Source organism: Sorangium sp. So ce1153 (assembly GCF_051521595.1).
GTDB lineage: Bacteria > Myxococcota_A > Polyangia > Polyangiales > Polyangiaceae > Sorangium.
This window is the reverse complement of record NZ_CP150361.1, coordinates 13,143,232-13,162,085: the sequence shown is the minus strand read 5'-3', so window position 1 is coordinate 13,162,085 and position 18,854 is coordinate 13,143,232. Positions and strand designations below refer to the sequence as shown.

Below are 18,854 nucleotides of genomic sequence, written 5' to 3'. Positions count from 1 at the left end.
GCCGTTGCCCGCGCCGACGAAGGACCTCGCATCATGGCGGCGGCACCCTCTTTGCTCTGACGCCATGCGCGGGCCATCCCGATGCCGGCGGGGCGAATTGACAGCGTTCGGCTGGGGTCCTTAGCATCGGGCTCCGTCGAGCCGCGGATCGCCTGCGGAAGTCGGTCATGAGCCCGTGGATGGCGGGCCTGTTCTGTGGCTTGACCGCCGCGCAACCGGATCGGTGGTCGAAAGGAAAGTCGAATGATGACGCGGATTGAGCGTGAGAGGAGGCGCCCATGGAGGGGCGCGGTGAGGCTCGCCATGGCGGGCCTCCTGATCGCGGGCACAGGCAGCGCCTTCGGATGTCTGAACCGCCCCATCGCGACGAACGAGCCTCGCACGACGGCGACGATCGTCGAACGGCTGACCCAGAGCTCGGTCGACAAGATCGACCTCCTCCTGGCGATCGACAACTCCGGCTCGATGGCCGACAAGCAGGACATCCTCGCCTTCGCGATCCCTGACCTCGTCGAGGGGCTCGTCAACCCGCGCTGCATCAACGACGCCGGGGCCTCGCAGACGGTCGGCTCGCCGAACACGGACTGCCCGCAGGGCTTCAAGCGCGAGTTCGAGCCGGTCAAGGACATCCATATCGGCATCATCAGCTCGAGCCTCGGCGGCCACGGCTCGGGCGCCTGCCCGGAGGCGACGAGCCGCTCGAACGTCGACATGGCGCACCTCCTCGCGCGCGAGACCGAGAGCGCCGACAACGGCACCATCCCGACCTACCTCAACAAGGGCTTCCTGGCCTGGGACCCCGATCAGAAGCTCGACGGCACGCCCGACATGCCCGGCGAGAACGACGGCGAGGCCGACATCGACACCGACTCGCCCAACGACCTCAACAACACCTCGCTGGTCGGCCAGCTCAAGCTGATGGTCAAAGGCACGGGGCAGGCCGGCTGCGGCTTCGAGGCGCAGCTCGAGAGCGTCTACCGCTTCCTCGTCGACCCGGAGCCCTACGCCACGATCGAGATCCAGGACGACGCCGCGGTGCCGACCGGCCTGGATCAGGACGTCCTGCGGCAGCGCGCCGAGTTCCTCCGTCCGAGCTCGCTGCTGGCGATCATCATGCTCAGCGACGAGAACGACTGCTCGATCCGCGAGGAGGGCCGCAACTACCTCGTGGCAGAGACCAGGAACGGCTTCCGCCTGTGGCGGCCGCGCCCCGAGTGCGCCGTCGACCCGGGCGACAAGTGCTGCCGGTCGTGCAGCCAGGACCAGAAGGGCTGCCCGGCGGCCCCGGAGTGCACGGGCACGGACGGCTTCCCGGCGCGGCTGAGCCCGCAGGAAGATCCCGTCAACTCCCGCTGCTGGGACCAGAAGCGCCGGTTCGGCTTCGACTTCCTCTACCCGATCGATCGCTACCGGCGCGCCTTCACCGAGGCGCAGATCGCGAACCGCCGGGGCGAGCTGGTCCCGAACCCGATCTTCAGCGATCCGAACCCGGACGACCTCGACAACAACATCCGCGACCCCGGGCTCGTCTTCTTCGCCGGCATCGTCGGCGTGCCGTGGCAGGACATCGCGCGCCAGGACGCACAAGGCAAGCCTGACCTCCTGCGCGGCCTCAACCAGGACGGCGAGCCGGTCGGTGGCTTCAAGAACGCCGACGAGCTCAGCGTCCCGGTGCTCGACAACGCGTTCAGCAGCACCTGGGAGCTCATCCTCGGCGATCCCGCGAGCTACCAGGCGCCGAAGGATCCGTTCATGGTCGAGTCGACGGCGCCGCGCTCGGGCTCGAACCCGATCACCGGCGACACGATCGTCCCGCCGGCGGAGACGGGCTGGAACGGCATCAACGGCCGCGAGTACACGATCCCGGAGGGGAGCACGGGCGACCTCCAGTACGCTTGCATCTTCGATCTCCCCGACTCGAAGACCTGCGAAGGGATGGGCCAGAGCTGCGACTGCAGAGCGGTGCCCGGCGAGACGAACGACAACCCGCTGTGCCAGCCGGACGGCGGGAACGATCAGGCGGATCCGCAGCCCAGGACGAACGTGCAGATCAAGGCGAAGGCCTACCCGGGCCTGCGCGAGCTGCAGCTCATCCGGGAGCTCGGCCCGCAGGGCATCGTCGGCTCGGTGTGCCCGAGGCAGCTCGATGACGACGGCGCGGCCGACTACGGCTACCGCCCGGCGATCGGCGCCATCATCGATCGCCTGAAGACGGTGCTCGGCGGGCAGTGCCTGCCCCGCACCCTGACGCCCGACAACGAGGGGCAGGTCTCCTGCCTGATCCTCGAGGCGCGCAACACGCAGGGCGCGTGCAACTGCGAGGATACTCTGGCGCGCACCAACGTCACGGAGGAGCACAAGGCGGCGAGGGACAAGGTGCTCGAAGACCCGATCGCGCAGGCCGCCGGCTGGGACTGCGTGTGCGAGATCCAGCAGCTCGGGGGCACCGAGGCGGACGCGTGCCGGAACGACCCGAGCGACAACGTCAGGGTCGACGGCAACCCCGTGAACGGCTGGTGCTACATCGACCCGTCGATCCGGATCGGCAACGAGGACATCGTCGCCAGCTGCCCGCCCACCGAGCGGCGCATCATCCGGTTCACGAACGAGGGCGAGGCCCAGCAAGGGGCCACGCTGTTCATCACCTGCTCCGGCGAGTAGCCGGCAGCTGATATCGCCCGGCGCGCGGGGCCCGATCGCGAGATCGCGCCCCGCGTCGCTTTTTGTGGTCCCGAGCAGGCTCGAGCGGCCCGTCCGGCGGGGCCCTGGCCGGTCCGGGCGGGTTTTGTGCTAGAACCGTGCCCGGTCGTGGCGGCACGCAAGAAGATTCTCATCATCGAGGACGAGCCCCACATCGTGCTGGGGCTGACGGACGCCCTCGAGTTCGAGGGCTTCTCGGTGGCGTCGGCCTCGAAGGGGAAGGACGGCGTGCTGCTCGCGCGGCAGGAGAAGCCGGACGCGATCCTCCTCGACCTCATGCTCCCCGACACCAACGGCTTCAAGGTCTGCGAGGACCTGCGGCGCTGGGACGCGTTCGTGCCGATCATCATGCTGACGGCGCGCGGCCAGGAGATCGACAAGATCCGCGGCCTCGACGCCGGCGCCGACGACTACGTGACCAAGCCGTTCAGCGTGGGTGAGCTCATCGCCCGGCTGCGCGCCCTCTTCCGCCGCGCCGCCCGGCCCGCCGAGGCGCCGGTCGAGGTGTTCACCATCGGCAACGTGCAGGTCAACATGACCGCCCACACGGTCTCGCGGGGCTCGCGCTCGGATCAGCTCTCGTTCTACGAGGTCGAGCTCCTGCGCCTCCTGCACGAGCGCCTGGGCCAGCCGGTCTCGCGCGAGGAGATCCTCCAGAAGATCTGGGGCATCGAGGCCGGGCCGTCGAACCGCACGGTCGACAACTTCATCGTCAAGCTGCGCAAGAAGGTCGAGCGCTCGCCCGACAAGCCGGAGCACATCCTCACGGTCTACGGCTTCGGCTACAAGCTCGCCCCCTGACGGAGCGGCAGCACGTTGCGCAGGTCGCACGGCACCGTCACCGAGGCGTCGGTGAGGCGCTTCGGATCGAGGTCCGAGAGGCGCGCGCCCTCGCGGAGCTGCCGCGCCTCCAGGTGCAGCCGGACGAGGCCCGGGCTGCCCGTCTCGCCGGCGTACCCGATCACGTCGCCCGCATCGAGGCGCGCGCCCGCCACGACGCCCGGGCCAGGGCGATCGAGGTGCCCGTGGAGCAGGACGTACCTGCGCACGCGATCCACGTCGCGCACGTCGTGCGCCGTGGCGACCGTGATCCCGGACAGCTCGCCGACGAAGACGACCTCGGCCTTCCCCTCCTGGCCGTCGAGCTTCAGCGCCGCCACGCGCTCGCCCCGCGCCGCGGCGAGCTCGACCCCGCCGTCCCACGACGGCGGCTCGGGCCGCGCCGCGCCGACCGCGGCGACGGGGCCGGCCGGCAGCGGCGCGCCCGCCGGGGACGCGGCGTCCTCGACGAGGAGGAACGCCGGCGGCTGTTCCGGCGCGCCGAGCGGGAACGCGTACGCGGCGGCGCTCGCCGGACGTTCCGGGCGGCGGGGGATGCGCTCGTGGGCCTGGCTGCGCGCGCCCGCCCCGCCGGGACGCGCCCCGGCCGGGCCGTAGAGCGCCGCCGCGCCGCCCTCGGGGAGCGGCGCGCCCGGCGCGGGCAGCGGGACGCACGCGGCGCCCTCCGGCACGGTGCGGGGGCCGCAGAGGGCCGCCGCGCCCGGGCCGCCGCGCGCCGCCGCTGGAGGGACGACCGCGGGCGGCGGCGGCCGGGGGTCGTCGAGGCCGCCGAGCGCAAGGACGAGGGCGGACGCCGCGGCGCCGCGCACGAGCGGGGAGGGGGAGACCGCCGCCCTCGTCGGGCGGGCTTGCGATGAGCTGGGCGCGCGCATGCCATGAACGGTCTACCGCATCGGGCGCGGCTGGCGAGGCGGCTGGTGAGCTCGATGCGACGGCGCCGCGCTCGCCCTCGCGCCGGGCCGGCGCGCGGCGGTGTCGGCGCGGCGTCGACGCGCCGGCGCCGCACCGACACCGCGTCGACACCGCTGCGCCCGCCGTGGACGGGAAAGGGACGCGAACTGGTCGGGAATTCGCGGGGGAGAGGCCCTTGCTGCCTGCCGGCTTGCGGAGGCGGCGCGCTGTTGATAGCTCCTCTTCGTGCAAAATCGCCAAGCCATCGAGACGACCCTGAACAAGCTGTTCGACGCGGAGCGCACGGCTCGCCGGCTCCACGACGACCTGGCGGCCATGCCCGGCGATGCGCTGCTGGACGTCCTCACCGACGCGATCGCGGGCGCGGGGCGCGAGAACGACGAGGACGAGGCGGCGCTCCGGCTGGTGCGCATCGCGTCGCTGCTCGGCGAGCACGAGGGCCCGCGCGCGCTCGACGCGCTCATCGACGTGCTCGCGTCGGAGCACCCCGAGGCGCGGCAGGCCGCCGGCGAGGAGATCGAGACGCTCGCCTACGACCGGTTCAAGGAGGTCGCCCAGGCCATCGAGCGGGCGCTGAAGCGGCTGCCCGTCGGGTCGTCGGCGCTCCCGGAGCTGCCGTACCTCATCGCCGAGGTGCCGGAGCCGGGCGTGCCGAAGCTGCTCGGCCAGTTCCTGAGCCACAAGGACCCGGACGCGGTCGCGGCCGCGATCGAGACGCTGGTCGAGATCGGCGACCCGGCGCACGCGCCGCTGATCCAGCCGCTGCTCGACGACAAGCGCACGGTCGAGCTGGCGGACGACGGCGGCGACGACGCGACGTCGGAGGTCACGATCGGCGAGCTCGCCGAGGAGGCGCTCGGCCTCCTCGCGCCCTACGAGGACGAGGAAGAGGCGGACGGGGTCGCCTGATGATCGGCCCGCCGCTGAGCGCGGCGGACGCCGTGTTGTTCGAGCACGCGGTCGTCCCGCGCTACATCTCGTTCTTCGCCTCGCTGGCGGTGAACATGCTGCTGCCCTCCGAGGCGGCGCGGGTCGTCCATTTCGGCTGCCGGAACGGCTTCCCGGATCCGATCGTGGCCGACAAGCTGCCCGGCGCGACCCTCGTGGGCGTCGACGGCTCGGCCGCCGCGCTCGACCTCGCGCGCGCCAAGGCCGCGCTGTTCTCCGGGATGAACGCGAGCTACGTGCTCGCCGACGGCCTGCCGACGCCGCTGCCGGACGCGAGCTTCTCCCACGCGTTCACGCTGCACCCTGTCTGCCCCCCGAGCGAGCGGGCGCAGCTCCTCGCCGAGCTGCGCCGGGTCCTGGTCCCCGGCGGCCAGGCGCTGATCGCGCTGCCGCTGCGCGGCTCGTTCCCGGAGATCGCCGACATCGCGCGGGAGTGCGCGCTCAAGCAGGACCTCTCGGAGCTCGGCGCCGCGGTCGACGCCGCCGCCGTCAGCCGCCCGACCATCGAGACGATCGCCGAGGAGATCGAGGGCGCGGGGCTCGACGAGGTCGAAGTGGATGTCCAGCTCATCGCGGTGTCGTTCGACAGCGGGCGTGAGTTCCTCGAGGACCCGATCTCGAGGCTGCTGGTGATCCCCGAGACGACGGCGATGCTCGACGTCGAGCCGCAGATCATCGACTCGATGCTCAAGTACCTGCACCACGCGGTCTCGAAGTACTGGTCCGAGGGGGTGTTCGAGCTGACCGTGAACGTCGGCTGCGCGAGCGCGCGGCGGCCGCTCGGCTGACGGTCCGCGGGAGGGCGGGGGAGGGCTGTCTCGGGACGAGCGCCGGTGCTGGCCGCGTGGAGCGCGGCCGGCGCTAGCGCTCGTGTCCGCCGCCGCGGAGGCCGAGCTCGTCGAGCCCGGCGAGGGCCGCGAGCGAGACCGGGTGGTACGGGGGCCGCGGCGTGATCGGCTTCTGGATGTCGCCCCCGCGCTCCTCGATGAGCCGCGCGCAGAGGGCGAGGCACCACTTGCCCTGGCACCAGCCGGTGCCGAAGCCCGTGTAGCGCTTGACGGACTCGATGTCCTTGTAGCCGCGCTCCATCGCGGCCTCGAGCTCGTGCAGGGTGACGTCCTCGCAGCGGCAGACGAGCGTCTTCATCGACCTAGTCGCCCTCGTACTCGCAGCGGGCGTCGCAGGTCTCGAAGATGGTGACCCGGTTCAAGGCCGGCAGCGACGGCGCGAGGCGGTTCCAGATCCACCGGGCGAGCACCTCGCTGGTCGGGTTCTCCAGCCCGGGGACCTCGTTCAGGTAGTTGTGATCCAGCAGGTCGTGGAGGGGAGCCCAGGCCTGGTAGAGGTGGCTGTAATCGATGAACCACCCCGTCTCCTCGTTCACGGGGCCGCGGATCGCGACCTCGACCTTGAAGCTGTGACCGTGGAGGCGCGCGCACTTGTGCCCCTGCGGCACCTTGGGCAGGCGGTGGGCGGCCTCGAAGCGGAACTCGTGCACGAGACGGACGTTCATTGGAACAGCGGTCATGGGGCGGGCGCAGTGAGGCGTCAACGCCCCGCGGCCTCGCGAAGGCTCCCGCGCGCGCGCGGGTTGGCCGGGCCGGGCCGGGCTGGGCCGGGCTGAGCTGGGCCGGGCTGAGCTGGAGCGCAGCGCGATCGGTCGGCGTGCCGGACGGGGTTCCCTCGAGGAGCTCGAGCGGCTATACCCCCGGGCATGCCGCAGAAGCCCGCAGTGAGAGCCAAGAAGAAGCGTCGCGACACCAAGCGCCTGGCGAACTGGCGCGCCAAGAAGGAGCTGCAGAACGCCCAGGGGACGCCGGCGGCGGACCCGACCGCCGCCGCGCAGCCGAGCAGCTGAGCCGCGAGCACCGGCCTCCGCCGGTGCTCAGCTCGTCGGCTCGTCCTCTGCGTCGTCGCCGCCGTCGTTACCTCCGTCGTCACCAGACGCCGGCTCCTGCGGCGCCCACCCCTTGCGCCGCGCCGCGCGGACCGTCGCGACCTCGGCCCGGGAGGGGTTGATCACCAGAAAGCCGTGATCCGCGTCGAGGAGCGCGACGTCGCCCGGCGACGCCCAGCGGAGCGCGCCCGCCACGTCCACGATCGACGGCACGCCGAGCAGCTGCAGGAGCACGTGCGAGCGCGGCCCGGACCGGTCGCTGAGCGCGACGCCCACCGGGTTGGCCCGGGCGGAGATGAGCAGATCGAAGACGGTCAGCTGATCTCCCACGAGGACGGCCTTCGACGGGAGCTCGGCCCGGGCGTCCGGGGTCGCCAGCATCAGGATCGCGTCGCAGAGATCCTCGATGTCGCGGGCGCGATCCTGCAGGAACGGGTCGCCGACGATCCCGTTGGCGGCCCGCGCCACCTCGCGGGCGACCGTCCCGAGCGCCTGCGCGACGCTGCGCCCGCCGGCCACGAGCTCGAAGGCGCGCGCGCGCAGGCGGCCGTCGCCGATCATCAGGAGGTAGGCCGAGAGGAAGGCCGCATCCCGCGCGATCCCTCGCTCCGCGGCGCGGGTGTTGAGGTCGACGAGCGCCTTCTCCGCGGTGTCGAAGGCGAACCGGAGGAGCTTCGGATCCCCGCGGCCCTGCTGCGCGCCGAGCGACGAGCTGGCCGGCCGCCGCAGGGCCGCGATGGCGCCGAGCGCGCGCCCAGGGACGACGGGCAGCCCCGGCAGCGTGACCTTGCGCGTGCCCCCGCCCGTGCGCCGCCGCCGCTCGCGCAGCTCGTCGAGCACCTGCGCGTGGCGCGCGCCCGCCGCGATCGGCGCCGTGAGGGCCATGAGGAGCTCGACGTCCCGCGCGGTGAAGGCGTGCTCGCCCGCCCGCTGCACGACCAGGGCGCCGAGCGGGCGGCCGCTGCCCAGGATGGGGGCGGCGAGGAAGACCGGGAACCGCTCCTCGCGGAGCTCGGGGAACGCGCGGTAGCGCTCGTGCTCCGTCGCCTGGACGACCGAGATCGGGCGCAGGCACTCGACCGCCATGCCGGTGATGCCCTGCCCGACCGAGAGCCGCACCGTGCCGCGCGCCTCGCGCGGGAAGCCCACGTTGCCGCGCAGCACCAGCTCGTCGCCGTCGCCCTCGAGGAGGTAGAGCGAGGCCACGTCGGCGCCAAGGATCGCGGCGATCCGCTGCGGCGCCTCATCGAGGAGGAGCGACAGCGGCATCGGCTTCGCCACGAAGGCCAGGTACTCGATGACCAGATCCAGGCGCTCGTCGCGGCGCACCTGGATCCTGGGGGAGGCGACCGAGGGCGGCGCGCCGTCGTCCTCCGGGGCCGCGCCGCCGGCCGAGCTGCCGGGCGGATCGCTCGGCGCGGCGGAGCCCCGGTCGGCATCGAGCCCCTCCGACGCGCCGTCCAGGAGCCTCGCCCGTGAGCCTTCCGCGCCGGGCGGGGCCGCGGACGGGCCCGCGATCGTCTCGAGCTCCGCGGGCGGATGGGTCGCGTTCGGATCGGTGCGCGACGACATACGACGATCGCTATCACACACGGTCGCTCGAGCGCACCTCGCACGCGCGAGGGCCCGGGTCGCTCCGCGATCCGGGCGGTACGGGCGGTAAGGCGTCGTCGGCGTTGCGTTGTCGACGTTGCGTCGTCGGCGTTTCGGCGCGGGCCGGCAGCCGGCCCCGGCCGTCAGAGCGTTCGCAGGTCGACCGGGCCGTCGAGGGGCGGGCGCTGCATGCACCCCAGCGCCGAGACCCGGGCGCGCGGGGCCATGGTCGACGCCGCGCGCGCGAGCTGCCCGCCCCCGCCCGCGCCGATCGCGGTGATCGCGCCGCGGATCGGCGCGAGCAGCGCCGGCGCGGCGTCGGCGCTGCTCGCGGCCACGTGGACGACGCGCGCCGCGGGCGGCAGGAGCAGCGACCGCGGCGCCGGATCCAGGCCGACCCCGTGCCCTTCGCCTTCGAGGAACGAGCCCACGGCCTCGAGCGTCGCCCGGTACATGGCGATCTCGGCGCGCGCCGCGCCGTCGAGCGGCCCGCGCGGGACGCGCGCGCCGGCCCGCCCGAGCGCCTCGTGCAGGGCGCGCGCGAGCGCCTCCGCGCGCTCCGCTGGCCCGTCCACCAGCACGAAGCGCGGCGACAGGCAGCCGCGCTGATCGAACGGCACGACGTCGCCCGCGATGTCCCGCGCCGCCTCGGCGAGGCTCGCGTCCGGGCCGACCACGGCGAGCCCGAGGCCGGCGCCGTGCCCGCGCACGAGCACGCCCCTGCTGGCCCGGGCCCGCAGCGTCGCCACCGTCTCGTCCGAGCCGTACACGTGCAGCTCGGCGCGCGGCTCCTCGCCGGCGGCGACGTCGCCGCCGTCCTCGCGCGCGAGGTCCGCGATCAGCGCGATGGAGCCGCCGGCGCGAGCGAAGCCCTCGTCGGCCTGCAGCGCGCGCACGAGGAGCTCCGCGACCACGGGATCGCGGCGGGACGGGCGCACGAGGACCTCCGGCGCCGTCGCCACCGCGACGGCGACGGCCCGCAGCGGCGCGGTGCAGACGTTCGCGGCCAGGACCACCTGGCAGCGGCGCGCGCGCCCCGCGGTCGCCACGAGGGCGTCGAGCTCGCCGCCGCTCGGGGCGACCTCGAGGTGGCGGGCGAGCGCGAGCTCCACGCCCTCGGGGGAGAGGCCGCTCGTCGAGGGCAGCCGCCGCCGCGCCTCCTCGCCGAGCGGATCGCGCGGATCCGCGATCCGCGCCGCCGCGGCGATCGCGCGCTCGACCCGGCCGCGTCGCGCCGCGCCGGCATCCATCACGGGCCGCCGCCGAGCATCTGGTCGATCGCGATCGAGCAGCCGCGCGGCGGCGCCCCCGACGCGCGGCCGAGGAGCTCGACGCCCTCCTCGGTGACGCGCACGCGGTCGGCGGTCTGGATGGCGACGGCCGAGTCGACGTTCGCGAGATCGACGATCCGCGCGAGCCCGGTCTCGCCCGCGGGGAGCGGCGCGAGGGTCTCGGGGTCCACCGCGATGACGCGCGTCCAGGGCGGCGCGAGGTAGAGCCCTGGCGCGCTCGACCCTGGCCAGCCGAGCGCCGCCGCGAGCGTGCCCTCGTAGAGCTGGCTGGAGAGCTCCGTCATGCCGTACTCGCCCACGACGTGCGCGGGCGGCACCCCGAGCGACCGCGAGATCGCGGCGCGCAGCTCGTCCGCGGGCACCTCGCGCGAGCGGCCCTTGTAGCCGCCGGTCTGCATGACGCGGCTCCCCGCGGGCAGCAGCGCCGCGCCCCCGGGCAGCGCCGCCTCGAGCAGGTGCACGAACGCGAACGAGGTGCCGAGCACGAGCGCCGGCTCGCGCGCGGCGCGCGCCTCGGCGCACGCGCGGGCGAACCCGTCGGCGTCGAGCTCGCCGCCGCGCACGTGCCAGCTCGCCGGCCCCGACAGGCGCGCCGCGAAGCGATCGATCATGAAGCCGAGCGACGAGTCCGGCACCTCGTCGAGCGGCGGCGCGAGGACGATCACCCGGAGCCGCGCGCCGTCGGGCCACAGGAGGCGCTCCCCCCAGGCGAGCGCCGCGAGCTCGTACGTCGCGGTCGTGCGGAACGGGTGCTCGCCGCGGGACGCCGCGCCGAGGGAGGTCCCGCTCGTGCGGAAGACGCGCTCGTCCGCCTCCGGCGGGTGGGACGCGACGCGCGCGAACCGGAAGACGTCGCACGGCACCGCGGGGATCTGGTCTGCGCGCTCCATCGCGTCGGCGTCCGCGCCTCGCGCCTTGAAGAGGCGGGCGACCGGCGCGCACTGCGCGGCCTGGTGCCGGGCGAGGGCGACCGCGAGCTCGTCGAAGGCCTCCGGGAGCGCCGCGCGCTCGCCCTGCGGAGCGCGCGGCCGATGCGGGGGCAAGGCCGCTGCGGCCCGGCCTTCGCCGGGCGGGGCCGCCTCGCCGGCGAGGAGCGACGCGTCGATGAAAGCCCGCGCGCGGCGGTGCAGCGCCTCGCTCTGGTCCATGGGTCCCACGGGGGACCGGGATAGCACGCGTCGCCGCGCGCGCGTGCTCCGCCGCGGGGGCGACGCGGGCCGACGCGGGAGCGAGCGCGGGCGAGGCCGCGACCCTGCGCGCGGGTGAGTGAGGCCGCGACCCTGCGCGGCGGGCCAGGCCGCGAGCCTGCGCGGCGGGCCAGGCCGCGAGCACGCGCGGCGGGCCAGGCCGCGAGTCTGCGCGGCGGGCTAGGCCGCGAGCACGCGCGCGAGCGCGTCGGCCGCGGCCGAGAGCAGCGCCTCGGGGATGGTGAGCGCCGGCGTCAGCGTCAGCGTCTCGCCGCGCACCCCGCCCGTGAGGACCAGGTAGCCCTCGGCCAGCATCCCGCGCATGACCCGGAGCCCGAGCTCGGCGCTCTCGAGCTCGACCCCGACCATGAGCCCGGCGCCCCGCACGTCGACGACACCAGGCCCGCGCGCGAGCGCGCCCCGCAGCGTCGCCTGGAAGCGCGCGCCCACGTCGCGCGAGCGCGCGGCGAGCTGGCCTGCGTCCAGGGCCTCGAGCGTCGCGAGCGCGGCGCTCGAGGCGACGGGCGACCCGGAGTGCGTCGAGGTGTGCACCACCTCGGCCTCGCGCGCCCACGCCCGCATGATCGGCTCGGGCGCCACGCACGCGGAGATCGGCAGCCCGCCGCCGAGCCCCTTGCCGAAGCAGAGGACGTCGACGGGCGCCCCGATCTCTCCCGTGCGCGTCATGGCCCCTGACCGGCCGAGGCCGGTCCAGATCTCGTCCGCGATCACGAGCGCCCCGCGCCGGTGCGCCGCCTCGCACACCGCGCGCAGGAACCCTTCCGGCGGGACGACGCAGCCGCCGCGCCCGAGGATCGGCTCGAGGAGCACCGCGCCGACCTCGCCGCCGCGCAGCGCCGCCTCGATCGCGTCGACCGCCCGCGCGGCGCTCTCCCCGTCGCGCGGGTACGGCGCGAACGTCACGCGCCGGTTGAGCTGCTCCGCGAACGGCGCCCGGTAGCTCTCACGCAGCCCGCACGCCGCGAGCGGCGCGTACCCGAGGCCGTGGTAGGCGCCCTCGAACGCGACGAGCCCCGGCCGCCCCGTCGCGAGCGCCGCCGTCTTGATGGCCGCCGTCACCGCGTCGCTGCCGCTCTGGCCGAGCAGCGCCATCGGCGAGGGCCCGGGGTGCAGCGCCGCGAGCCGCTCGAGCAGCGCGATCTTCACGTCGGCCGAGTACACGTCGCCGAGGGCGAGCGTCAGCCGCGCCAGCTGCTCCTCCGTCGCGCGCCGCACCGGCTCCGCCGCGTGGCCGAGCAGCAGCGCGCCGAAGCCCGCGCACAGGTCGACGTAGCGGTTCCCGTCGACGTCGCAGACGTTCGCGCCGCGCCCGCGCGACAGCACGATGGGCAGCATGTCGGCGCCGCTCTTCTGCGCGCGCGCCTCGCGCCGCCGGCCGAACGCCGGGCACTCGACGCGCTCGAGCCGCTCGAGGGCGCTCCGCGACAGGGGACCAGGCGGCGGCACCCGGACGTCGGGCATCTGGTCGCCGGCGTCGCCCGCGTCTCGCGCCGCCGCCAGCGGCAGCTCGCTGTTCGGCATCGTTCTTCCTCCCGCGCGACCCTAGCGCGCCCGGGGCCCCGAGCTCAGGCGCACACCCGGTTTCTTCCGCTGTTCTTCGCGTGGTAGAGGCGCTCGTCGGCGCGCTTGATGAGGTCGTTCGCGGTGCGATCGCCCTCCTGCAGCAGCGCCACGCCGACGCTGATCGTCACGCGGATGCTGTCGGCCTGGAACACGAAGAGGTGCTCCGCGACCTTCTGCCGCAGGGTCTCGCCGAGCGCCGCCGCGCCCTCGATCGACGTCTCCGGCAGGATGATGGCGAACTCCTCGCCGCCGTACCGCGCAAAGACCTCATCGCGGCGGATGCGGCTCTGCACGATGCGCGCGACCTCCTTCAACACGAAGTCGCCGGCCAGGTGGCCGTGGACGTCGTTGATGCGCTTGAAGTGGTCGATGTCGAACAGGAGGATCGCGAGGTCCCGCTCGTGGCGGCGGCCGCGGATGATCTCGCGCTCGAGCGCCTCGTACAGGTAGCGCTTGTTGTGGATCTGCGTGAGACCATCGATGATGGTCATCCGGTAGATCTCTTCGTGGTATTGCGCCTCCACGTCGGCGCCGGACAGGAACTTGAAGATCGTGGGGCCGATCTTCACCCGGTCTCCGTTCTTCAGCACCACCTCGCGGGAGATCTGCTCATCGTTGCAGTACGTCCCGTTGGTGCTCCCGTCGTCGACGACCATCCAGGCGCTCGGCCGCTGCTCGAAATGGGCGTGGCGGCGTGACACGGAGTCGCCGTCGAGCACGATGTGGTTGTCGGCCCCACGGCCGACGCGCGTCGGGTTGTGCTCCAGCACGAACCGCTTGCCGAGCAGCGTGGGCTCCTTCGTGTAGATCACGACCAGGCAGTCGGTCGTGTTCTTGCTGCCGCCGCCCGGTGGGGGCTGGACCACCTGCGTTACACGAGTCTTTTCGTCGAAGTCGCTCACGCGCGCTCAGCCCAACCCGTCGTGCGACCTAGCCTCGACACGTTTCGAGCTCCTCCGGAGACGGAACCTACCCGGGCGCGGCTCTTCGGTCGCGATCCGACGGCTCGATATGCCCTAGCTCGCCCGAGATCAAAGCGTACTGACATGTACCGACTCCCGTCAAGACGCCCATCCGAGCGGAGCCGTCTTCGGTGCTTCCTCCGCCCTCCTGACCTGACAGCGGCATACGTCGCCCTCTGCGCTCCGTCGCACCCTTCCACGTTCTCGGCTTGTTCCCCGCACGCTGTGTGCCCCCTGCCGCCGCTCACTCCGCACCAATCCCCGCGCTCGCTGACGCGCATTGTGGGGTAGTGTGCGTGTCCATCGCAGCTGACGCGTTGCCCCTTTTCATTCGTGCCGTCGACGCGGCTCTCTCTATGCGTTTCCCGGGCGCGCCGCCACCCGTCCGGCGAGCGGTTGCGCCGGCTAGGCGGAGGATGGTTCGCTGGAGCACGATGTGTCTGTTCGGCCGGCATGCCCGCTGCGGGACGAGGCTCCGTGAGTTCTGCCTCAAAACCAGGGCGCATCACAACGCTGAACTGAGCGGAACTGAGCGCTGCACACGCGCGCGCCGTGGGCGCCGCCGCGCCGCGATCGCGCGCAGCGCGCGGGGTTGTTGCCGAGCAGCGCCGGTTGGTTGACTTGGCATACGGGGTGCGTAGGATAGACCTGCGTCGCGGCGGAGACCTTCCCCCCCCAGGTCCGTCGCGACGTTTTTCATTTCAGCCGCCGGCGCTCGGCCTTCAGCCCGGTTCCAGCCCGGTACGGCCGCATGCCTCGCCTTCTGGGATGATCCACGGAGCAACTCGTTCCGCGGCCGCTATCGGCCGCTATTGCTCCGTCGCTGCTGGAATCCTATGTCCCCGGAGCGAGCACAAGGAGCCGAGCCCAGCCGCACAAGGCAACGAGACGCCGAGCCCAGCGGTGAAGACGGTATCGAGAGAACGAGCCGGAGCGCAACAAGGGTATTGACGGCGGGCACCCGGGCAGGACCGGGCGGCTGGCGCGGGAGGGAGAGCCCGCGCTGGGCCTCGGTCACGCGCGCGAGGGGAGCGTCACGCGCAGCTCGCCGCCGTCGAACACCCAGAGCTCGCCGGGCTGCCCCTGGATCCACGTCTCGTTGGCGGTGAGCGGGGCCGTCGCGACCACCGCGACGCGGTCCTTCGGGGTCGTGACGGTGGAGAAGTCGACTCGGACGTCGTCGTCGACGAGCGCCGCGACGCCGAACGGGGCTTTGCGGACGATGTGGCAGAGGCGGGTCGCGCAGCGGGCGAAGAGGTGGCGCCCGTCGCCGAGCAGGAAGTTGAACGTGCCGTCCTGCCCGAGCTCGCCGCCGAGCGCCGCGACCGCCTCCCAGAGCTCGCTGGTCCGGCGCGGGTACCCGGGGAACGCGCTGCGCAGCCCCTCCAGCAGGTAACAGAAGGCGTGCTCGCTGTCGGTCGTGCCGATGGGGTTGAAGCGGCCCAGCGCGCGGCGCCGCACGCGGGGCAGCGTGCCGTTGTGCGCGAAGACCCAGTGCCGCCCCCAGAGCTCCCGCACGAACGGGTGCGTGTTCGCGAGCAGGACGTCGCCGCGGGTGCGGCGCCGGATGTGGCCGATCGCGAGCAGCGTCTTGATCGGGGTCTCGCTCAGGAACCGCGCCAGCGGGCTCTCCGCGGCGGGGCTCGGATCGAGGAAGACGCGCGCGGCGCGCCCCTCGAAGAACGCGAGGCCCCACCCGTCGGCGTGGGGGCCGGTGCGGCCGCCCCGGTGCCGCAGCCCGTTGAAGGAAAACACGACGTCGGTCGGGACGTTGCACTCCATGCCGAGGAGCTCGCACATGCTCGCGGCCGGACGATACCACCGCACGGGCGGCCTGAGGCTGACGACGTGGAGGCGCGGTCCTGCGATCGCTCGCGGCCGTCAGCGCCGAGGCGCCGCGTCAGCGGCCAGCGTCGCCCTGCAGCTGCGCGCGGGGGATGGAGTGGACGACGTCGATGACCGCCTTCACCGTGTCGACCGGCGTCTCCGGGATGATCCCGTGGCCGAGGTTGAAGATGTGACCCGGGCGCCCGCCGGCCTCGGCGAGCACCGCCCGCGCGCGGCGCTCGGCGACCTCGCGCGGCGCGCAGAGCAGCAGCGGATCGAGGTTGCCCTGCACCGCGCGGTCGTGGCCGATGCGCTGCCACGCCCGGTCGAGCGGCGTGCGCCAGTCGACGCCGATCACCGTCCCGCCGGCGTCGCGCTGCGCCTCGAGCAGCGCCCCCGTGTTCGTGCCGAAATGGATCACCGGGACCCCGGTCGACTCGAGGTCGCGGAGGATGTACCGCACGTGCGGCTGCACGTGCTCGCGGTAGTCGTCGATCGAGAGCGCGCCGACCCACGAGTCGAACAGCTGCACCGCCTGGGCGCCCGCGGCGACCTGCGCGCGGAGCAGGCGGCGGACGACCTCGGAGATCTTGCCCATCAGCGCCGACCACGCCTCGGGATCGCTCCACATGATCTGCTTCGTGAGCCGGTAGTCGCTCGATTTACCGCCCTCGACGAGGTAGCTCGCGATGGTGAACGGCGCGCCGGCGAAGCCGATGAGCGGCGTCTTGCCGTCGAGCTCCTTCCGGATGAGCCGCACGGCGTCGAGCACGTAGCCGAGGCCCTCCTCGGGCTCGAACACGCGGAGGCGCTCGATGCCGGCCCGGTCGCGCACGGGCTCGTGGATGACCGGGCCCTCGCCCTTCGCGAACTCGAAGGGGGCGCCCATCGGCTCGAGCGGCAGCAGGATGTCGGCGAAGAGGATCGCCGCGTCCATCCCGAGCCGCAGCGGCTGGAGCGTCACCTCGAGCGCGAGCTCGGGCGTCTTGCAGATCTCGAGGAGCGTGTGCTTCTTCCTGAGCTCGCGGTACTCGGCCATGTACCGGCCGGCCTGGCGCATGAACCACACGGGCGTGACATCGGTCGGCTCACGCCGGCAGGCGCGCAGGAAGCGATCGTGCATGGCTGGCTCCAGGATGGGCCGAGGGGGCGCCCTCGGGGCTTCCCTTCATGTCCGTTCAGCCATCGCCCGGCAATCTGTTTCTAAGAGCGCCCGGGGGCGCGGCGGCCAACCCGGCGGCGGGGGGCGAGGGGGACCCAAGCGCCGGCTGGTGCGCCGTGTAGACTTGGGAATATGGCGCGTCCTTCCAGACCTCCCGGCTTTGACATGACGTACAGGCCCGAGAAGCGCATCGCGTTCGGGCCGCCGCTGAAGGAGCGCATCCCGGCGCTGCTCTACTTCGGCTTCGCCATCATCGTCACGGCGGTGATCCTCTACGGCCAGAACGCCCCCTCGAGCTCCTGGCTCTTCCAGTACGTGGTCGAGGGGGACCGGCACCGGATCGTCCCCTCGAGCGTGTGCGCCATCATCCTGTTCGTGAGCGCGCTCGCGGCGGTGCTGCGCGAGCAGATGCGCGGCGTCATCGTGCACCCGGACGGGATCGAGCTGCGCGAGCTGTTCGGGCTCGGGCTGCCGCGCGTGCGGCGCTTCGCCTGGTCGCAGATCGACCGGATGTCGGTGCCGCCCGCGCGGGAGGGCGCCGGCGGCGCGGGCAAGGAGGAGGGCAAGCCGCTCGGCAACATCCGGCTGGATCTCTGGGACGGGTCCCGCACCTGGCTGCCGGACGTGGGGGACAAGATCGCGCTCTCGGTGATGCTGGAGCGCGTGGCGCTGGCGCGGGCGATCCCGATCGAGGGGGGGACCGGGCTGATGGACGACCTCGGCAATCCCCTGCAGGACGACGGCTGAGGCGCCTCAGGCGGCGCTCGCGCCGGCCTTCCGCTGCGCGAACTCCTCGCGCACGCCTTTGCGCAGATCGGGGTCGAGCAGGAGATCCGCGCACGTCATCGCCATCGCCTTGGCGGCGATCAGCATCGAGTCCTGGCCGGCGGGGCTCGCGGCGCGCGCGGCGAACGCGTGCTGGTGACAGGTCGTCTCGCCCTTGCCGCAGATGGCGATCCACGGGTGGATGGCGGGGAGCGCGTGGGACACGTCGCCCATGTCGGTCGAGCCGGTGCCGACGAGGGGGTCCATCTCGACAGGCGAGCGGCCGAGGGCGCGCAGGTGCTCGCCGAAGCGGCGCGCCATCTTCCGGTTGTTGACCATGTTCTTGTAGCCGCCCTGGTCGACGAGCGTGAGCTCCACGCCGCTCGCCATGGCCGCGCCGCGGGCGCAGCGCTCGACGATCGCCCGCACGCGCGCGAGCTCCTCGGTGTCGAGGGCGCGGACCGAGAACTCGGCCACCGCGAGCTCGGGGATGATGTTGACCGCCTGGCCGCCGTTCTTGATGAACCCGTGCACCCGGACGCCGTCGCGGAAGTGGACGCGCTGGCCGTCGATGAGCCGGAAGGTGTCGAGGCAGGCGGTGAGCGCGCTGTTCCCGTCCCACGGCGCGAGCGCGGCGTGCGACGGCTTGCCGCGGAACTGGAGCTCGAGCCAGGTGCTGGCGAGCGTGTCGTGGGCGAGCAGGTCGCGGTCGAACGGGTGGAACATCATCGCGGCGTCGACGCCCTCGAACGCGCCGGCCTCGAGCAGCCTGATCTTGCCGCCGCCGCCCTCCTCGGCGGGCGTCCCGACCAGGTCGATGGTGCCGGCCACTGCGTCCTTCTGCCGCGCGAGCGCGAGGAAGGCGCCGAGCGCGCCCGCCGCGATGAGGTTGTGCCCGCAGGCGTGGCCGATCTCCGGGAGCGCGTCGTACTCGGCGAGGATGGCGAGGTGCGGGCCCTTGCCCTGGCCGATGCGCGCGCGCAGCGAGGTGGGCATGCCGGCGAGCCCGCGCTCGACCTGGATGCCGTGCTTCTCGACGGCCTCGGCGACCCACGCCGCGGCCTTGTGCTCCTCGAAGCGGAGCTCGGGGTTCGCGTGGATGCGCGCGGCGATGTCCCGGAGCTCGGGGGAGAGGTCGTCGATGTCACGCTGGATGCGGCTCGGATCGAGGCTCATGGGCGGGCG

General features: G+C 73.4%; 17 protein-coding genes. 6 read left to right on the top strand and 11 right to left on the bottom strand.

Going from position 1 to position 18,854, the window contains the following annotated elements; all coding sequences use genetic code 11:
• Window positions 1–303 precede the first annotated feature (303 nt).
• Together WME85_RS47970 and WME85_RS47965 are read left to right on the top strand one after the other, a co-directional pair.
• Entirely contained in the window at window positions 304–2,661 is a 2,358-nt protein-coding gene (locus WME85_RS47970) for a hypothetical protein (RefSeq protein ID WP_437831588.1), read from the top strand.
• Window positions 2,662–2,808: 147 nt separating this feature from the next.
• Complete coding sequence (locus WME85_RS47965) at window positions 2,809–3,501, top strand: response regulator transcription factor (RefSeq protein ID WP_437305750.1); 693 nt, start codon at window positions 2,809–2,811, stop codon at window positions 3,499–3,501.
• Here WME85_RS47965 and WME85_RS47960 read toward each other — a convergent pair.
• A complete protein-coding gene (locus WME85_RS47960; protein ID WP_437831585.1) occupies window positions 3,483–4,412 on the bottom strand; it encodes a M23 family metallopeptidase in 930 nt (309 codons plus the stop codon). The genes WME85_RS47965 and WME85_RS47960 overlap by 19 nt on opposite strands.
• Before the next feature lie 265 nt (window positions 4,413–4,677).
• Here WME85_RS47960 and WME85_RS47955 point away from each other — a divergent pair, with 265 nt between their 5' ends.
• Both WME85_RS47955 and WME85_RS47950 read left to right on the top strand, forming a co-directional pair.
• The gene (locus WME85_RS47955) at window positions 4,678–5,361 is read left to right on the top strand and encodes a HEAT repeat domain-containing protein (RefSeq protein ID WP_437831582.1); all 684 of its coding nucleotides are present in this window, start codon (window positions 4,678–4,680) and stop codon (window positions 5,359–5,361) included.
• On the top strand, window positions 5,361–6,188 hold the full coding sequence (locus tag WME85_RS47950) for a class I SAM-dependent methyltransferase (RefSeq protein ID WP_437305747.1): 828 nt from the start codon (window positions 5,361–5,363) through the stop codon (window positions 6,186–6,188). The genes WME85_RS47955 and WME85_RS47950 overlap by 1 nt, the downstream gene beginning before the upstream one ends.
• Before the next feature lie 73 nt (window positions 6,189–6,261).
• Here WME85_RS47950 and WME85_RS47945 read toward each other — a convergent pair whose 3' ends face one another.
• Both WME85_RS47945 and queD read right to left on the bottom strand, forming a co-directional pair.
• Window positions 6,262–6,546 (bottom strand): (2Fe-2S)-binding protein, encoded by a 285-nt coding sequence (locus tag WME85_RS47945; protein ID WP_436623245.1) that lies wholly within the window; start codon window positions 6,544–6,546, stop codon window positions 6,262–6,264.
• A gap of 4 nt (window positions 6,547–6,550) precedes the next feature.
• A complete protein-coding gene (gene queD, locus WME85_RS47940; RefSeq protein WP_437305745.1) occupies window positions 6,551–6,913 on the bottom strand; it encodes a 6-pyruvoyl trahydropterin synthase family protein in 363 nt (120 codons plus the stop codon).
• Between the two features lie 219 nt (window positions 6,914–7,132).
• Between queD and WME85_RS47935 the strand changes: the two genes are divergently transcribed.
• Window positions 7,133–7,258 carry a hypothetical protein gene (locus tag WME85_RS47935; protein WP_436623243.1) on the top strand — a complete coding sequence of 42 codons (126 nt, stop codon included), beginning with the start codon at window positions 7,133–7,135 and terminating at the stop codon, window positions 7,256–7,258.
• A gap of 27 nt (window positions 7,259–7,285) precedes the next feature.
• On the opposite strand, the gene WME85_RS47930 is transcribed toward WME85_RS47935, so the two are convergent.
• The 7 genes from WME85_RS47930 to hemE form a co-directional block, all read right to left on the bottom strand.
• Window positions 7,286–8,869 carry a GAF domain-containing protein gene (locus WME85_RS47930; protein ID WP_437831577.1) on the bottom strand — a complete coding sequence of 528 codons (1,584 nt, stop codon included), beginning with the start codon at window positions 8,867–8,869 and terminating at the stop codon, window positions 7,286–7,288.
• A 164-nt stretch (window positions 8,870–9,033) separates the two neighbouring features.
• Window positions 9,034–10,140 (bottom strand): acyl-CoA reductase, encoded by a 1,107-nt coding sequence (locus WME85_RS47925; RefSeq protein WP_437842570.1) that lies wholly within the window; start codon window positions 10,138–10,140, stop codon window positions 9,034–9,036.
• Complete coding sequence (locus WME85_RS47920; RefSeq protein WP_437831574.1) at window positions 10,140–11,330, bottom strand: acyl-protein synthetase; 1,191 nt, start codon at window positions 11,328–11,330, stop codon at window positions 10,140–10,142. Before WME85_RS47920 ends, WME85_RS47925 begins: the two co-directional genes overlap by 1 nt.
• A 219-nt stretch (window positions 11,331–11,549) precedes the next feature.
• Complete coding sequence (locus WME85_RS47915; RefSeq protein ID WP_437831571.1) at window positions 11,550–12,911, bottom strand: aspartate aminotransferase family protein; 1,362 nt, start codon at window positions 12,909–12,911, stop codon at window positions 11,550–11,552.
• Between the two features lie 44 nt (window positions 12,912–12,955).
• Window positions 12,956–13,855, bottom strand: coding sequence for a GGDEF domain-containing protein (locus WME85_RS47910; RefSeq protein WP_020741151.1), 900 nt, complete (start codon window positions 13,853–13,855; stop codon window positions 12,956–12,958).
• 1,074 nt (window positions 13,856–14,929) lie between these two features.
• Window positions 14,930–15,742 carry a class II glutamine amidotransferase gene (locus tag WME85_RS47905; RefSeq protein WP_437831569.1) on the bottom strand — a complete coding sequence of 271 codons (813 nt, stop codon included), beginning with the start codon at window positions 15,740–15,742 and terminating at the stop codon, window positions 14,930–14,932.
• A 73-nt stretch (window positions 15,743–15,815) separates the two neighbouring features.
• A complete protein-coding gene (gene hemE, locus WME85_RS47900) occupies window positions 15,816–16,865 on the bottom strand; it encodes a uroporphyrinogen decarboxylase (RefSeq protein ID WP_437305739.1) in 1,050 nt (349 codons plus the stop codon).
• Window positions 16,866–17,069: 204 nt separating this feature from the next.
• On the opposite strand from hemE, the gene WME85_RS47895 reads away from it, so the two are divergent.
• Window positions 17,070–17,651: a hypothetical protein gene (locus WME85_RS47895; RefSeq protein WP_437831567.1), complete on the top strand. Its 582-nt coding sequence runs from the start codon at window positions 17,070–17,072 to the stop codon at window positions 17,649–17,651.
• A gap of 6 nt (window positions 17,652–17,657) precedes the next feature.
• Here the strand turns inward: WME85_RS47895 and WME85_RS47890 are convergent, their stop codons facing one another.
• Complete coding sequence (locus WME85_RS47890; protein ID WP_437831564.1) at window positions 17,658–18,845, bottom strand: amidohydrolase; 1,188 nt, start codon at window positions 18,843–18,845, stop codon at window positions 17,658–17,660.
• Window positions 18,846–18,854: the final 9 nt, after the last annotated feature.